The organism is Mesorhizobium sp. Ca11 (genome assembly GCF_020165275.1).
In the GTDB taxonomy this organism is placed as follows: domain Bacteria; phylum Pseudomonadota; class Alphaproteobacteria; order Rhizobiales; family Rhizobiaceae; genus Mesorhizobium.
This window is the reverse complement of sequence record NZ_JAIUHU010000007.1, coordinates 63399-79464: the sequence shown is the minus strand read 5'-3', so window position 1 is coordinate 79464 and position 16066 is coordinate 63399. Positions and strand designations below refer to the sequence as shown.

Genomic DNA, 16066 nt, shown 5'->3' with positions numbered 1-16066 from the left:
GGATGTCCGCGTTGCCAGAGCGCACGCAGCCACCGCCGGGTTCCGACAGCGGAAAAGCGATCTCAAGCCAACGCTGATATGCGAGCGTGATCAGCGGTCGGGCACTTCCGTGCGGAATAGGATTGCGCGTACGCCGTGGATCGGGGATTTGGTTTTCTTGGTGATCCCTGTTCCTTGGGGCAAACTGCTGGCGGGCTGTCAGGAGGAGAAATGAGAGCACGCGCGGCGACGGTCGGAGACTTGGAAGATGTTTTCCGCGGCCTGTCCAAGCGAATGTCGGACGAATATGTGGCAGCCGGCAAGGACAGCAAAAGCGCCTATGACAATTTGATGATGAACCTGAAGGAAGGCCGGGCGCATGCGCTCGTGCAGGACGACAGGACGGTGGCGATCATCGCCTGGCATGAGCACGCGGACGCCGCCGACACGCTCTTTGCCGCGCGGGAGGACTTCTTCAACGCCACGACGGTCCGCTTCTGCAAGCGCCATATCCGCCATGTCCAGGCGCTGGCCGGCAACCTTCCCGTCCATTCGCGCAGCTGGCTGAACAGGCCCGACGTCGCGAAATGGTTCCGCGTGATCGGTTATGTCGACCGAGGACGCGAGAACGGCGCCACCTTGTTCGAGCTGCCGTCGGCCGCCAATAGCTGACGAAAGCGAGGGCGATCCGTTACGGCGCCCCGAAAACGGGCGCTTGCGCGAAAATCCGATTGGAAAGATTGTATGCGCAGGCACCGGGCAACCCGGCACGCCGGATCGGGGATGGCTGCTGGAAATCGAGATGCTGCGCGTCTGCCTGGCCCTTGTCGCCATCGCTGCCCTGACGAGACCGTCAGGGGCGGAGCCGCGCGCGTCCCATCTTTTCGACCGCACCGACCTCGCAGCAGCCTATTCGGGCCAACCCGATCTTATCACCGCATACACGACCGGCATGGCGCGTTACCGGCTTCAATATTCGGCCTCCGCCGCCCAAGCCGGTTTAGCCGCGCCGCTCGAGCTTCGGCTGCTGCGGCCTGAATTCCAGCAGCGGACATGGCGTTCCTCGGATGGCAGCCTGCTGCAGGGCTTTGCCGGCAAGGGCGGTTTCCGGCTGACCACAGGCAACTGCGTGGCCCGCATCTGCATGGCCATCGAATGCAGCGAGGCCGGCTGGCCGCTCTATGCCTGCAGCGACGGGCGCAAGCGCAAGATGTCGGTCAACAATTTCGTGACGGCAACATTCGACGGCGTCTCCTACCGGCGATTGAGCGCCCCGCGGGAGTGACGTTGGACGGCCCGAAGTAAGTGACGGAGCCGCTTGCGCCCATCTCGCCAGGCGTGGCATCGGTTGCGGCGCTTTGAGATGTTCGAAGACAGAGATAGTGGCACGCCAACCCGACAGACGATCCGCAACCCCAAAGGTCAGCCTCGCCCGATCGCTCTCCAAGCTTGGCTTCTGCTCGCGCACGCAGGCCGAGAATCTGGTCGCCGAGGGTCGCGTGCAAGTAAACGGCAAGACGGTGCGCGATGCCTTGCTGCGCATCGATCCCGACCGCGACAGCATCAGGGTCGACGGCAAGCGCGTCGTTGCCGAGCGCAAGGTCTATCTGATGCTCAACAAACCGCGCGGGCTGGTCACCACCCGCGACGACCCCGAAGGCCGCGGCACGGTCTATGACTGTCTGGAAGGGCTCGACCTGCCCTTCGTGTCGCCGGTCGGCCGCCTTGACAAGGCGAGCGAAGGGCTGCTTTTGCTGAGCAACGACACGCGCTGGGCGAACGGACTGCTCGACCCCGCCTCGCATGTCGCCAAGACCTATCACGTGCAGATCGCGGCCGCGGCCGACGAGGCGATGCTGGAGCGCTTTCGTCAGGGCGCCGTCGTCGATGGCGAGTTGCTCACGGCAAGCTCGATCGCGCTGTTGCGCAGCGGCGGGCGGACAGCCTGGCTGGAGATCGTGCTCGACGAAGGACGCAACCGGCAGATCCGCAGGCTGCTCGCCGCTTTCGACATCGAGGTGCTGAGGCTGGTCAGGGTGGCGATCGGGCGGCTGCAGCTTGGCGAACTGGCCAAGGGCAAGGCTCGGCATTTGACGGCCGAGGAGCTGGCGATGGTCAGAGTCTAGCGAAACGCCTCAGCTTCGTCATCCACGGGCGGAGCGGGAGCGAAGCGGACGCGCAGACCCGAGGATCCATTCCGTGACCTGGCGCAAAGGGTAAAGGCGGTGCAAGACAGGGGTCGCTCTGCACCGCGGCAACGCTCATTGGTAACGGAATGGATTCTAGGGTCTGCGCCGCGTCGCTTCGCTCCTTGCTCCGCCCTAGAATGACGAGGCTGAAGGGTTTCGCCTAATCTCCAGAGACGCCTGAGCTGCTATCGAGCTGCGGCTACTTCTGGTTCCACCGCCGGATGACCGGCTCGGTCAGATCGTGCTCGTAGCCGAGAACGCTTAGGCTGGCGGTGTCGAGGACAAAATGCTCGCCGCCTTCCGGCGGCAGGCCGACCCAGCGCGCCGCGAGCACACGCAGGAAATGCGAGCTGGAGAAGATGAGCGCATTGCCGGCAACCGCGCGCAGCCCGGCGATGATGGCGTCCGAGCGGGCACCGACATCGGCCGCCGTCTCGCCGCCCGGACAGCCGTCGCGAAACAATTGCCAGCCGGGTCGCTTGGACAGGATCTCCTTGGTCGTCACGCCTTCATAAGCGCCGTAGTCCCATTCCTGCAGGTCGGATTTCTTGACCGCGCGCTCGCCAAAGCCGGCGAGCCGGCAGGTGTCGAAAGCGCGCTGCGAGGGGCTTGACCAGACCGCCTGGAACGTTAGCCCCTCGAGCCGATAGGCGATGCCGCGCGCAGCCTCTTCGCCTTTCGCCGTCAGCGGGATATCGGTGCGCCCGGTGTGCCTGCCCGATGCGCTCCACTCCGTCTCGCCATGGCGAACGACATAGATCTCGGGAAACGCACTGCTCATCGACCGCCCCTGAATGCAACGGGAATGCATCGGCAGGAGTGCCGCGCCGCGCCACCCTATGCGGCAGCCGACAAAAAGAACAGGCCGCAGCGCTTGCCACGGCCTGCTCGGCATCGGGAGGATGCTGGTTGGCTAGGCAGGCTGCAGGCCGCCCGAGAGCGCAAGGTCTGCCTCTTCCGGCAACTGGCCGGCCATGGCGGCGGCGAATTGCTTCTGGTCGAGCTCGCCTTCCCAGCGGGCCACGACGATGGTCGCGACCGCGTTGCCGACAAAGTTGGTGAGCGCGCGGCATTCCGACATGAAGCGGTCGACGCCGAGGATCAGCGCCATGCCGGCGACCGGCACCGAGGGCACGACCGAGAGCGTGGCGGCCAAGGTGATGAAGCCGGCGCCGGTGATGCCGGCGGCTCCCTTAGAGCTCAGCATGGCGACCAGCAGAAGCAGTATCTGGTCGCCGAAGGTGAGCGGCGTGTCGGTCGCCTGGGCGATGAACAGCGCTGCCAGCGTCATGTAGATGTTGGTGCCGTCAAGGTTGAAGGAATAGCCGGTCGGGATGACCAGGCCGACCACCGAGCGGTTGCAGCCGGCGCGCTCCATCTTGGCCATCAGGCCGGGCAGCGCCGCCTCGGAGGACGAGGTGCCGAGCACCAGGAGCAATTCCTCCTTGATGTAGCGGATCAGCGCCAGGATGGAGAAGCCGTTATACCATGCCACAGCGCCGAGCACGACGAGCACGAAGAGCAACGACGTCAGATAGAAAGTGCCAATCAGGAAGGCGAGGTTGGCGATTGCGCCGATGCCGTATTTGCCGACGGTGAAGGCCATGGCGCCGAAAGCGCCTATCGGGGCGGCCTTCATCAATATGGCGACGAGGCGGAAGACCGGCGCGGTCAGTGCCTGCAGGAAATCGACGACCGGGCGGCCACGTTCGCCCACCATCGCCAGCGCGATGCCGAACAGCACCGAGAAGAACAGCACCTGCAGGATGTCGCCCTGGGCGAAGGCGCCGGTGATGGTGTCCGGGATGATGTTCATCAGGAAGCCGACGATCGTCGTGTCATGCGCCTTCTCGGTGAAGGTCGCCACCTTCGATGGGTCGAGGGTCGCGGGGTTGATGTGCATGCCGGCGCCGGGCTGGATGACGTTCGACACGACGAGGCCGACGATGAGCGCCAGTGTCGAGAAGACGAGGAAATAGATCATCGCCTTGCCGGCGACGCGGCCGACCTTGTGCAGGTCGGAAACGCCGGCGATGCCGGTCGCCACGGTGAGGAAGATCACCGGTGCAATGACCATCTTGACCAGCTTGATGAAGGCGTCGCCGAGCGGCTTCAGCGAGGCGCCCAGGTCGGGATAGAAATGGCCTACCAGGATGCCGGCGGCGATCGCCACCAGGACCTGGACATAGAGATGCCGGTAAAGGGGAACCTTGCCGCGCGGTTCGGCGGCAGCGATTGCTGTCTGCATGATATCCTCCGTTCGGCCCCCGATCGAAACGCTCGACCTCCCAGGGGGCTGTTGACCTCCACAGCCTCGCGGCTGCTGCGGAAGCATCTGCAACGCGCGTGCCAGATGGTGCCGGGTGTCTCTCTTTGTTGATTTTGTTTGATTTTTCGATTCTGTGACAGCGCCTTTGGAGAAGGCTAGTGCGGTTATCCGCATAGATCGATTTGCGCTTTGTGCGAAATCATGCACAGATGCGGCATGCTGCAACGCTCTGCCGCTGTTCTTGCTGCCACGCCCGAACTGCTTGCCGGGCGGGCGCGTCGCGCCTGGCTGCTGTTCGCGGCGGTGGCGCTGCTGATCGTGCTCGCGGCGCTTTACGGCGCCGGCCTCTACGGCCGTTCGACCGAGATCGGGGCTTTAGCCACGCAAGGGCGCACCGACGCCAACCTCAAGGTCGCGCTGTTGCGCGCTGTATTAGAAAATCCGCGCGCGCTGCCGCTGCTTCTGTCGGAGGACCAGCAGGTGCATGACGCGCTGACGCAACGCAGCCCTGCCGCGATCGATATGCTCAACCGCAAGCTCGAAGGGCTGGTGTCCGGCACCAAGGCCTCGGTGCTCTATGTCACCGGCACGGACGGCTTGGCGATCGCTTCCAGCAATTGGCGCGAGCCGGTGAGCTTCGTCGGCAACGACTACGGCTTTCGCGCCTATTTCTCGGGCGCAATGGAAACCGGCACGGCCGAATATTTCGCGCTCGGCAATGTCAGCAAGCGTCCGGGTCTCTACATCTCGCGCCGTGTCGACGGCGCTTCGGGGCCGCTCGGCGTTGTCGTGGTCAAGATGGAATTCGACCAGCTCGAGGCCGACTGGCACGAGGCCAACCGCCCGGCCTATGTGAGCGACGAGCATGGCGTGGTGCTGATCACCAGCGTGCCCTCCTGGCGCTTCATGACGACGGCGCCGCTGGCGGTTTCGGTCAGCGCCGCCATCCGCGCCAGCCAGCAATTCGGCGATGCGCCGCTGGTGCCGTTGCCGGTCACGAAGCCACAACCGCTCAGCTCCGATGTCGCGCTGGTCCATGCCATCACGCCCGGGCGCAGCGACGCCGAGTATCTGCGGCTGTCTACCGCGGTGCCGTCGACGCCGTGGCGGCTCGACTATCTCGTTCCGGCCGAAGCGCCGATCGCGGCGGCCCAGCGCGAGATGCGGCTGCTGACGCTTGGCGTCCTCGTCCCGCTCATTGCCTTTGCCGCCTATCTGTTGTGGCGGCGGCAAGCCGGCCAGATGCGGATTGCCGCCGAACAGGCCGCGCGGGCCGAGCTCGAGCGCCGCGTCGTCGAGCGCACGCAGGACCTCAGCCTGGCGCGCGACCGGCTGCAGGCCGAGATCGCCGACCATCGCAGCACGGAGGCGAAGCTGCAGGTCATGCAGCAGGAGCTGGTGCAGGCCAACCGGCTTGCCACGCTTGGCCAGGTCGCTGCCGGCGTCGCGCATGAAATCAACCAGCCGGTGGCGACGATCCGCGCCTATGCCGACAATGCGCGCGTCTTCCTGGAGCGCAAGCAGAGCGCCTCGGCTGAAGAGAACCTTGGCGCCATCGCCGCGCTGACCGAGCGCATCGGCTCGATCACAGAAGAGCTGAAAGCCTTTGCCCGCAAGGGCCGCACCGCCGCCGAACCGGTTGAGCTGCGCAGCGTGATCGAAGGCGCCGTGGTGCTGCTCAGGAGCCGCTTCGCCGGCCGGCTGGACGCGCTGGCGATCACGCTGCCGCCGCCGGCGCTGAAGGTGATGGGCAACCGGTTGCGGCTGGAGCAGGTGCTGATCAACCTGTTCCAGAACGCGCTGGAGGCGCTCGATGGCCGTGATGGCGCGCGGGTCGAAGTCTCCGCCACCGAAACCGCCGAAGACGTGGCGCTGGTCGTGTCCGACAACGGGCCGGGCATCCCGCCCGCGATCCTGAAATCCCTGTTCACGCCCTTCAACACCTCGAAGGAAAGGGGCCTCGGGCTCGGCCTCGTTATCTCCAAGGACATCGTCGCCGACTATGGCGGACGCATCGAGGTTTCGAGCAGCGGCCAAGGCACACGCTTCACCATCCATTTGTCGAAAGCCGGCGCGGCATGACTAGGCACGACCCAGCACCGGTGATCCTGATCGACGACGACAGCGATCTGCTCAAGGCGACAAGACAGACGCTGGAGCTTGCCGGCTTTGCGGTGTCGGCCTACTCGGTGGCGAAGAGAGCGCTGGCAGCGCTCGACAGGAATTTCGCCGGCGTGGTGGTGTCGGATATCCGCATGCCGGAGATCGACGGGCTGCAGCTTTTCGACCGCGTGCTGCGGCTCGACCCCGATATCCCTGTCATCCTGGTCACCGGTCACGGCGACATCGCCATGGCCGTCAAGGCGATCAAGGACGGCGCCTACGACTTCATCACCAAGCCTTTTGCCGCCGACCGGCTGGCGCAGAGCGTTGCGCGCGCGGCGGAAAAACGCCGGCTGGTGATGGAGAACCGCGCCCTGCGCGAGGCGGCCGAGCAGGCGCAGGAGGGATTGCCGCTGATCGGCCAGACGCCAGCCATGGAGCGGCTGCGCCGGACGCTGCGGCAGATCGCCGACACCGATGTCGATGTTCTGGTGACCGGCGAGACCGGCTCCGGCAAGGAAGTGGTGGCGAGCCTGCTGCACCGCTGGAGCCGCCGCGCCAAGGGAAATTTCGTCGCGCTCAACTGCGGCACGCTACCGGAGACGGTGATCGAGAGCGAATTGTTCGGCCATGAGGCCGGCGCCTTCACCGGTGCGCAGAAGAAGCGCGTCGGCCGCATCGAGCATTCAAGCGGCGGCACGCTGTTTCTCGACGAGATCGAAAGCATGCCGGCCTCGACACAGGTGCAGATGCTGCGCGTCTTGGAAATGCGCGAGGTGACGCCGCTCGGTACCAATGAGGTGCGGCCGGTCGACCTGAGGGTGGTCGCGGCAGCCAAGGTCGATCTCGGCGATGCCAGCCAGCGCGGCGCTTTCCGCGAGGATCTCTATTACCGGCTCAATGTGGTCACGCTGTCGATCCCGCCGCTGCGCGAGCGAAGGGACGACGTGCCGTTGTTGTTCGGATACTTCGCCGAGCGGGCGGCGGCCCGCTTCAGGCGCGCCGTGCCGGCAATCTCCGCCTCGGTCCGGCGCCATCTCAGCGACCATGACTGGCCGGGCAATGTGCGCGAGCTCGCTCATTTCGCCGAACGTTTCGTGCTCGGGCTCGAGGACGTTGCCGGATCGCCTTCCCCCGCGGCAACGGAACGCGACACCTCCGTGCCCTTGCCGGAACGGCTTGATCGCTACGAGGCCGAGATCATCCGCGAGACACTTGGCCGCAATGACGGCGACGTCCGGCGCACCATCGAGGCGCTCGGCATCCCGCGCAAGACCTTCTATGACAAGCTGCAGCGGCACGGCATCGTGCGCAGTGATTTTTCCAGGTAGATCAGGGCCAGAGATGGAGCTGATATCGTCGGAAAACCCCTTCGCACCTTTCGGCATCATGCTGTGGGAACCGCAACGCCGCTGCGCCGTTGAAACCGACCGGGAAACCGTGGCACGTCGGCATCAGCCGGGCAGCGAATGCATCGCCGTGGCGGTTTTGCCGGGTTGCGCTCGGCAGGCGTTGATGGTTTGTTGCCGCCCAGCGGAGAACGAATGATGCGCGAATCCCTCGGCCAAGACGAATATGGCTCGACCAGTCCCTTCGACCCTGACGACCTGCCCAATCTCAATGCGATGGGGCCGGCGATGGGTGGCGGCAATGATTTCGAGAAATACGCGGTCGCCGTCATCATCGTCTTCGGCGCGCTGATCATCGGCGGCCTGATGGCTGCCTCCATGTCCTTCGGCCATCGCAACGGCTTCCTCTTCGCGCTCGGCGGCGCCACGGCGGCCTGGATTTCCGGCAATGCGCTGCTACTCGACCGGCCGCGCATCTATGCGCTGTTCGTCGCCATCGCCGCCGTGATGCTGATCGCTTCGACCATCACGCTGGTCATCTGATCAATTAATATCCCAGCGCCTCACCGGCGGCAGCGCGGCTGTCGATGGCGCCGTTGTAGCGCGCGCCGCCGCCTTTCTCGATCTGTGCCAGGCTCTTGCCACCGACCAGGATGCCAGCCGCCTGCCCCCAGGTTTGGTCGCTGAGATCGAGGTGGTAGCCCATGCCGGCAAGCAGCTTCTCTGTGTCCGGCGACAGCCCGAATGGCTCGACATAGACCGTGTCCGGCAGCCATTGATGGTGGATACGCGGAGCGTCGATCGCCTGCTGGATGTCCATGCCGTGGTCGATGACGTTGATGATCGCCTCCAGCGTGATGGTGATGATGCGCGAGCCGCCCGGGCTGCCGATGACCATGAACGGCTTGCCGTCCTTCGTGACGATCGTCGGGCTCATGGAGGATAAGGGCGTCTTCTTCGGCTGAATGGCGTTCGCTTCGCCCTGCACTAGGCCGTAGAGGTTCGGCACGCCCGGCTTCTGGGTGAAATCGTCCATCTCGTTGTTGAGCAGGATGCCGGTGCCGTCGGCGACGACGCCGGCGCCGAAGGAGCCGTTCAGCGTGTAGGTGACGGCCACCGCGTTGCCGTCCTTGTCGATGATCGAGTAATGCGTGGTTTCCTTCGACTCGCCGAAGCCCTTCGGCATCAGCTCCTTCGAGACGCCGGCGCGGAACGGGTCGATCTTGTCGCGGATGTCTTTCGCATAGGCCTTGTCGACCAGCTTCGAGACCGGATTGTCGATGAAATCAGGGTCGCCGAGCGCCGAGTTGCGGTCGACATAGGCGTGGCGCATGGCTTCCACCATGACGTGAACCGTCTCGGCCGAGCCGGCGCCGAGATAAGAGAGCGGGTAGCCCTCCAGCACGTTGAGAATCTCGCAGATGATGACGCCGCCCGAGCTCGGCGGCGGCGAGGAGATGATCTCGTAGCCGCGATAGGAACAGGTCACCGGCTTCAGCTCACGCACGGCATATTGCTCGAAATCGGGCTTGGCGAGGATGCCGCCTTTCGCGCCGCTCGCCTCGACGATTTCATCGGCGATGGCGCCTTTGTAGAAGGCGTCCGGGCCTTTTTCCGAGATCGCCGAAAGGGAGGCGGCAAGGTCCGGCTGAACGAGCTTCTCGCCGACACCGTAAGGCTTGCCGTCCTTTTTGAGGAAGATGGCGGCGGCAGCCGGGTCCTTCGCCAGCCGGTCGGCGCCGCCGGCGAACGAAGCCGCGTCGCCCTGGTTGAGCACGAAGCCGTCCTTGGCGTATGCAATCGCCGGCGCCATTAATTCCTGTCGCGGCAGCGTGCCGTATTTCTCGCGCGCCATCTCGAAGCCGGCGACCGAGCCGGGCACCCCGACCGCGAGATAGCCGTCGAGGCTGGCGCCTTTGATCGGCTTGCCGTCCTTGTCGAGATACATGGTTTTGGTCGCCGCGAGCGGCGCGCGCTCGCGGAAATCGAGAAAGGTCGTGCGGCCGTCCTTCATGCGCACGGTCATAAAGCCGCCGCCGCCGATATTGCCGGCATTGGGATAGACTACGGCGAGCGCATAGCCGACGGCAACCGCGGCATCGACCGCGTTGCCGCCCTTCTTCAGCACGTCGACACCAACTTCGGTTGCAAGATGCTGGGCAGTCACCACCATGCCGTGCTCGCCTTTGGCGGGAGTTGGCGAAGCGGCGAAGACGGTGGTCGGCGTGAAGGCAAAGGTGAGCGAAAGGCTGACGGCGATCAGCGTCCGGCGGGTCAAGGGCATGGCGGTGCTCCTGGCGTTGGGGGACGCCTAGGAAAGACCGCCACAGCGAATTAGTCCAATAACAATTGAAGCAGCGCGAGTGGCCCCTCACCCGGATTGCCAAGTCGAATTGCAAGGGCAATTCGGGCAATCCGACCTCTCCCCAAGGGGAGAGGAGCGTGCGGCGGCGCTGATCTCTTCTCCCCTCGGGGAGAAGGTGGCCGCGAAGCGGCCGGATGAGGGGGAGTGGCGCTGCCTGTCAGACAATCCCGCCGCCGCCACCCGCGACTGCCGGCCGCTCCGCCGCGACCTTCGCCCGGTAGCCCGCCTCGCGATAGGCAGCGACCGGATCGATGGCGCCGCCCTTCTTCAGCCGCGCCATGGCGAGGATCGGCTCGACATCTATGCGATAGGCGACTTTGAGCGTCTGCGTCGCCATCAAAGCATCATTGGCATCCTGAAAACCTTCCAGCGCCTTGCGGTCGACCAGCAGCGCCTGCGCATAGGCGCGCTGCACCTCGACCGCCGACAGCATCAGACTCTCGATCGGATCGGTGACGTTGTGGCTCTGGTCGAGCATATGCGCGGGATCGAAGCCCTTGGCACCGGTGAGCTCGGCATCCACCAGCTCGTTGAAGACAAGGAACAGCCGGTAGGGGTCGATCGAGCCGGCGTCGAGATCGTCGTCGCCATATTTGGAATCGTTGAAGTGGAAGCCGCCGAGCTTCCCGAACTGGATCAGCCGCGACACGATCATCTCGATGTTGACGTTGGGCGCGTGGTGGCCGAGATCGACCAGGCAGAAGGCCTTGTCGCCGAGCTCCTTGGCGATGATGTAGTTGGTGCCCCAGTCCTGCACGACGGTCGAATAGAAGGCCGGCTCATACATCTTGTGCTCGGTGAACAGTCTCCAGTCATCCGGCAGGCCGGCATAGATCTCGCGCATGGCGACGAGATAGCGCTCGAAGGCCTTCGCGAAATTGACCTGGCCGGGGAAGTTCGAGCCATCGCCGATCCACACCGTCAGCGCCTTGGAGCCAAGCGTCTTGCCGATCTCGATGCATTCAAGATTGTGCTCGACCGCTTGGCGGCGCGTGCCGGCATCGGCATGCGACAGCGAGCCGAACTTGTAGGAGAGCTTCTGGTCCTTGGCATCGGAGAAGGTGTTGGAATTCATGGCATCGAAGCCGAGGCCGAAGCGGGACGCCGCCTGCTTCAACCGGTTCGGATCGGCCTTGTCCCACGGGATGTGCAGCGAGACGGTGGGCGTTGCCTGCGTCAGCTGGCTGATAACGGCGCAGTCCTCGATCTTGTCGAAGATATCGCGCGGCTCGCCGGCGCCGGGAAAGCGGGCAAAGCGCGTGCCGCCGGTGCCGACGCCCCAGGACGGGATCGCGACACCGAATTTCTCGACCTTGTCGCGGATCGCATCGATGGCGATACCGCGCCGGTCAAGGCGCTCGCCTAGCGCGGCGTAGTCGCGCTCGAGGTCGGCTTCGCGCGTAGCGTTGTGCTTAGCGACGAGGTCTGCTGAAATGATCACTTCGGACAAAAGCTATTCCTCCCAAGAATGCGTTCGGCTGGCGCTGCCCCTCATCCGCCTCCCGGCACCTTCTCCCCGTGGAACGGGGAGAAGGAAGCTTAGCGCGTAAAGCTCTGCGCGTTGCCGGCGTCGACGTTGACGATATTGCCGGTCGATTTGGCGGACATGTCGGAGGCGAAGAAGTAGATCGCCTCGGCGATGTCCTCCGGGAAGACCGACCGCTTCAGCATCGAGCGCGAGCGGTAATGCTCCTCGAGGTCGTCGGTCGACATCTTGTAGGCGGCGGCGCGCTGTTCCTTCCACTCGCCGGTCCAGATTTTTGAGCCGCGCAGCACGGCGTCCGGATTGACGACATTGACCCTGATCTGCGCCTCCGCCCCTTCCAGCGCGAGGCAGCGGGCCAGATGGATCTCGGCAGCCTTGGCCGTGCAATAGGCGGACGCGTTCGGCGAGGCGGCGAGCCCGTTCTTGGAGGCGACGAAAACCACATTGCCGCCGATCTTCTGGGCGCGGAACAGGCGGAAGGCCTCGCGCGAAACGAGGAAATAGCCGGTGGACAGGATGTCCATGTTCTTGTTCCACAAGGCCAGCGTCGTCTCCTCGATCGGCGCCGAGGAGGCCAGACCTGCGTTGGACACCAGGATGTCGATGCCGCCGAATTCGACCGACGTCTCGGCAAAGCCCGAGGCGACCTGATCTTCCGACGTCACGTCGATCCGCACCGGACGGACGAAATCCTTGCCGTAGGCTTTCGAAAGTTCGTCATTGGCGCTGGCCAACGCGGCCTCGTCGATGTCGGCCAGCATCACGCAGGCGCCTTCGCGCAGGAGCCGGGTGGCGGTGGCGCGGCCGATGCCGCCGGCGCCGCCGGTGACCAGCGCGATCTGACCGGCGAGCGCTTTCGGCTTCGGCAGTCGCTGCAGCTTGGCCTCCTCGAGCTGCCAGTATTCGATGTCGAAGGCTTCCTGTGCAGGCAGGCCGACATAGGACGAGACGGTCGAGGCGCCGCGCATGACATTGATGGCGTTGACATAGAACTCGCCGGAAATGCGTGCCGTCGCCTTGTCGCCGGCAAAGGTGAACATGCCGACGCCCGGCATCAGATAGACCACGGCATTGGGATCGCGGATGGCGGGCGAGTCCGGATGCTTGCAGGCGTCGTAGTAGGCCTGATAGCCGACGCGGTATTCGGCGATGTCGTCGGCCAGGCGCGCGATGACGGCATCGACATCCGGCTTTGCGGGATCGAACTCGATCACCAGCGGCCGGATCTTGGTGCGCAGGAAGTGATCGGGGCATGAGGTGCCGAGCGCCGCCAGCGGCCGCAAGTCCTTCGAATTGACGAATTCGAGCACGGCGGGCTGGTCGTCGAAATGGCCGGGCTTATGGCTCTTTTCGGAGATGAGGCCGCGGATCCGCGGCATCAGCTTGGCCGCGATGGCGCGGCGCGCGGGAGCGTCGAGCGGCTGGACCGCCTCGCCGCCGAAGATCGCCTTGCCCTCGGATTTGCGCTCGAACCAGTCGATCGCCTGGTTGATCACCGAGATCGTCGTCTCGTAGCATTCCTTCGGCGTGTCGCCCCAGGTGAACAGGCCATGGCTTTCCAGCACGACGCCCTTGGCATCAGGGTTTTCGAGGCAGAATTTCTCCAGCCACAGGCCGAGCTCGAAGCCTGGCCGCTTCCACGGCAGCCAGCCTATGGCGTCGCCGAATATCTCCTTGGTAATCGCCTTGGAATCCTTGGCTGCGGCGACCGCGATGATGGCGTCGGGATGCATGTGGTCGACGCAAGCCTTAGGCACGAAGGCATGCAGCGGCGTGTCGATCGAGGCCGCGCGCGGATTGAGGTTGAAGGTGCAGTGGGGCAGATAGGCCACCATCTCGTCCTCATGCTCGACACCGCGATACAGGCCCTTCAGCGCCCGCAGCTTTTGCATGTAGAGGGTGGCAAAACCGTCAAGCTTGATCGAGGCGCTGTCGCCGCCCGAGCCCTTGACCCACAGCACCTCGACCTCCTCACCGGTGAGCGGGTCCTTCTGCCAGACCTTGGACGAGGTGTTGCCGCCGCCATAGTTGGTGACGCGCTTGTCGGATCCCAGCGTGTTCGAGCGATAGACCAAGAGCTCAGGACCGCTCATCCCTTCGGCCTTTGCATCATCCCAAAGATTGGCGAGGCGCGAGCCGGAGCGCTTGTCGAGCATAGGTATCCTCCCTTGGAGCGCGATGCCGCGCCCCTCATTTCTCGTCCGGGAATGTCTACGCAAGCGCCGCGCCTGTCAATCACAAACGATCAATATCGATCATATTGCACTGCACAATGAAAATATATGATCGGAAATGATTGACACTGCGCGTTTTCTAAGGCCTGATGCTTGGGCAGGGAGGAACCATGCACGAGAAAGAGCGCCACAGGATCATTCTGTCCGCCGTCCAGGAAAAGCCTGTGGTGACGGTGCAGGAGATGGTCGAGCTGACGGACTCTTCCGAAGCGACGATCCGGCGCGACATCGCGGCGCTGCATGTGCAGAAGCGCCTGCGCCGGGTGCGCGGCGGCGCCGAGGCGATCTCGCCGCCGCAGTTCATCGGCCTTGCCGGCCGGCCCTTCTCGGTCAACGAAACGCTGAACGCCGCGCAGAAGCGGGCGATCGCCCGCGAAGCGGTGAACCTTTGCACGGACGGCGAGCCGATCATCATCAATGGCGGCACCACCACCTTCCAGATGGTGCATTTCCTGACCGGACGCCGCATGCCGATCTTCACCAATTCCTTCCCGATCGCCGAGCATCTGCTCAAGCACTCGAAGAACACGGTGATGCTGTCGGGTGGTACGATCTACCGCGAGCAGAACATCATCCTGTCGCCCTTCGACAATGACGTGACGCGCAACTTCTATGCGCGACGCATGTTCATGGGCGCGCAGGGGCTGGGGCCGCTCGGGCTGATGGAAGGCGACCCGCTTCTGATCCAGGCGGAGCAGAAGCTGATCGACCAGGCCGACGAACTGGTGGTGCTGGTCGATTCCTCGAAATTCCGCATGCGCTCGAGCCTTATCCTGTGCGGGCTGTCGCGCATCGCAACCGTGATCACCGACGACGGCATCGAGGACCGCGAGGCCAAGATGCTGGAAACGGCGGGCGTGGCGCTGATCGTCGCCCGCGGACAGTCAAGCGACAAGGAGGAATCTTCACTGCAGGCCTGAGGAAACTCGCGCCCGCAGCGGCGATGGAATGCAACGCTCAAGGGAGGATATTCGATGAGCTTTTTGAAGAAACTGCTGGTTACGGCGGCCTTTTCCGCCGCCATGTTCGTGAATGCCGCCTATGCCGAGAACGTCAAGATCGCGCTGGTGGTGAAGTCGCTCGGCAACGGCTTCTTCGACGCCGCCAACAAGGGCGCCGAGGAAGCGGCCAAGGAACTGGGCGATGTCGATGTCATCTATACCGGTCCGACTAAGGCTACCGCCGAAGCCCAGATCGAGGTGATCAATTCGCTGATCGCGCAGAAGGTCGATGCGATCGCCGTTTCAGCCAATGATGCAGACGCGCTGGTGCCGGTGCTGAAGAAGGCGATGGACCGCGGCATCACCGTGATCTCGTGGGACTCCGGCGTCGCCAAGGAAGGCCGCCAGCTTCACCTCAATCCGTCCGACACCAATCTGATCGGCGAGACCATCATCAAGCTCGCCGCCGACTATCTGCCGGAGGGCGGCGACGTCGCCATCCTGTCGGCCTCCTCGACCGCGACCAACCAGAACGCCTGGATCGAAGCGGCCAAGAAGGTGCTGCCGGAGAAGTTCCCGAAGATCAAGCTGGTCGCCACTGTCTATGGCGATGACGACTCGGCCAAGAGCACGGATGAAGCCAAGGGCCTGTTGAAGTCCTACCCGAACCTCAAAGCGATCATCGCGCCGACCACGGTGGGCGTCGTCGCTGCCGCGCAGGTCGTCACTGACGAGAACCTGATCGGCAAGGTCAACGTCACCGGCCTCGCGCTGCCGTCGGAGTTCAAGAAGTTCATCGACAACGGCGCTTCGCAGGCTGTCGCTCTCTGGAACCCGATCGACCTCGGCTATTCGGCGATCTATCTCGCCCATGACTTGGCGGTGAAGAAGGAAGAAGCCAAGCCCGGCGCCACGCTGTCGATCGGCCGCGTCGGCAAGGTGACGCTCGACGACACCAACTCGGCCGCGATGGCTCCGCCTTTCCAGTTCGACAAGACGAACATCGAGAAGTTCTCCAAGATCTATTGATCTCGGACTGATGGCGCTGCCCCCTCATCCGGCCGCTTCGCGGCCACCTTCTCCCCGGTGGGGAGAAGAGCCTGGAGCCAAGCTCGGAAATCTCATCTCCCCTCGGGGAGAGGTCGACCGAG

General features: G+C 64.3%; 13 protein-coding genes. 8 read left to right on the top strand and 5 right to left on the bottom strand.

The features are described from left to right. The first annotated feature begins 210 nt into the window (after positions 1–210). The 3 genes from LB538_RS14490 (at position 211) to LB538_RS14480 (ending at position 2105) form a co-directional block, all read left to right on the top strand. A complete protein-coding gene (locus tag LB538_RS14490) occupies positions 211–651 on the top strand; it encodes a hypothetical protein (protein ID WP_095765859.1) in 441 nt (146 codons plus the stop codon). Positions 652–781: 130 nt separating this feature from the next. Beyond that, complete coding sequence (locus tag LB538_RS14485; RefSeq protein ID WP_224523498.1) at positions 782–1264, top strand: hypothetical protein; 483 nt, start codon at positions 782–784, stop codon at positions 1262–1264. 97 nt (positions 1265–1361) lie between these two features. Beyond that, positions 1362–2105 (top strand): pseudouridine synthase, encoded by a 744-nt coding sequence (locus LB538_RS14480; RefSeq protein ID WP_224523497.1) that lies wholly within the window; start codon positions 1362–1364, stop codon positions 2103–2105. A gap of 262 nt (positions 2106–2367) precedes the next feature. Here the strand turns inward: LB538_RS14480 and LB538_RS14475 are convergent, their stop codons facing one another. After that, positions 2368–2949, bottom strand: a complete 582-nt coding sequence (locus LB538_RS14475) for a histidine phosphatase family protein (RefSeq protein ID WP_224523496.1) — start codon at positions 2947–2949, stop codon at positions 2368–2370. A gap of 132 nt (positions 2950–3081) precedes the next feature. After that, positions 3082–4416: a dicarboxylate/amino acid:cation symporter gene (locus LB538_RS14470; RefSeq protein WP_224523495.1), complete on the bottom strand. Its 1335-nt coding sequence runs from the start codon at positions 4414–4416 to the stop codon at positions 3082–3084. A 237-nt stretch (positions 4417–4653) separates the two neighbouring features. On the opposite strand from LB538_RS14470, the gene LB538_RS14465 reads away from it, so the two are divergent. The 3 genes from LB538_RS14465 (at position 4654) to LB538_RS14455 (ending at position 8432) form a co-directional block, all read left to right on the top strand. Then, positions 4654–6519, top strand: a complete 1866-nt coding sequence (locus tag LB538_RS14465) for a sensor histidine kinase (RefSeq protein ID WP_224523493.1) — start codon at positions 4654–4656, stop codon at positions 6517–6519. After that, positions 6516–7871: a sigma-54-dependent transcriptional regulator gene (locus tag LB538_RS14460; RefSeq protein WP_224523492.1), complete on the top strand. Its 1356-nt coding sequence runs from the start codon at positions 6516–6518 to the stop codon at positions 7869–7871. The genes LB538_RS14465 and LB538_RS14460 overlap by 4 nt, the downstream gene beginning before the upstream one ends. A 213-nt stretch (positions 7872–8084) precedes the next feature. Continuing rightward, positions 8085–8432: a hypothetical protein gene (locus LB538_RS14455; protein ID WP_224512899.1), complete on the top strand. Its 348-nt coding sequence runs from the start codon at positions 8085–8087 to the stop codon at positions 8430–8432. A 4-nt stretch (positions 8433–8436) separates the two neighbouring features. Here LB538_RS14455 and ggt read toward each other — a convergent pair whose 3' ends face one another. From ggt to LB538_RS14440, 3 genes are all read right to left on the bottom strand, one after another. Beyond that, positions 8437–10173 carry a gamma-glutamyltransferase gene (gene ggt, locus LB538_RS14450; protein WP_224523490.1) on the bottom strand — a complete coding sequence of 579 codons (1737 nt, stop codon included), beginning with the start codon at positions 10171–10173 and terminating at the stop codon, positions 8437–8439. Between the two features lie 238 nt (positions 10174–10411). Next, positions 10412–11704 carry an L-rhamnose catabolism isomerase gene (rhaI, locus tag LB538_RS14445; protein ID WP_224523488.1) on the bottom strand — a complete coding sequence of 431 codons (1293 nt, stop codon included), beginning with the start codon at positions 11702–11704 and terminating at the stop codon, positions 10412–10414. Between the two features lie 89 nt (positions 11705–11793). Continuing rightward, complete coding sequence (locus LB538_RS14440; RefSeq protein WP_224523487.1) at positions 11794–13896, bottom strand: bifunctional rhamnulose-1-phosphate aldolase/short-chain dehydrogenase; 2103 nt, start codon at positions 13894–13896, stop codon at positions 11794–11796. 188 nt (positions 13897–14084) lie between these two features. On the opposite strand from LB538_RS14440, the gene LB538_RS14435 reads away from it, so the two are divergent. Together LB538_RS14435 and rhaS are read left to right on the top strand one after the other, a co-directional pair. After that, positions 14085–14894, top strand: coding sequence for a DeoR/GlpR family DNA-binding transcription regulator (locus tag LB538_RS14435; RefSeq protein ID WP_040986229.1), 810 nt, complete (start codon positions 14085–14087; stop codon positions 14892–14894). A gap of 54 nt (positions 14895–14948) precedes the next feature. Then, a complete protein-coding gene (gene rhaS, locus LB538_RS14430) occupies positions 14949–15944 on the top strand; it encodes a rhamnose ABC transporter substrate-binding protein (RefSeq protein WP_224523485.1) in 996 nt (331 codons plus the stop codon). The last annotated feature ends 122 nt before the right edge of the window (positions 15945–16066 follow it).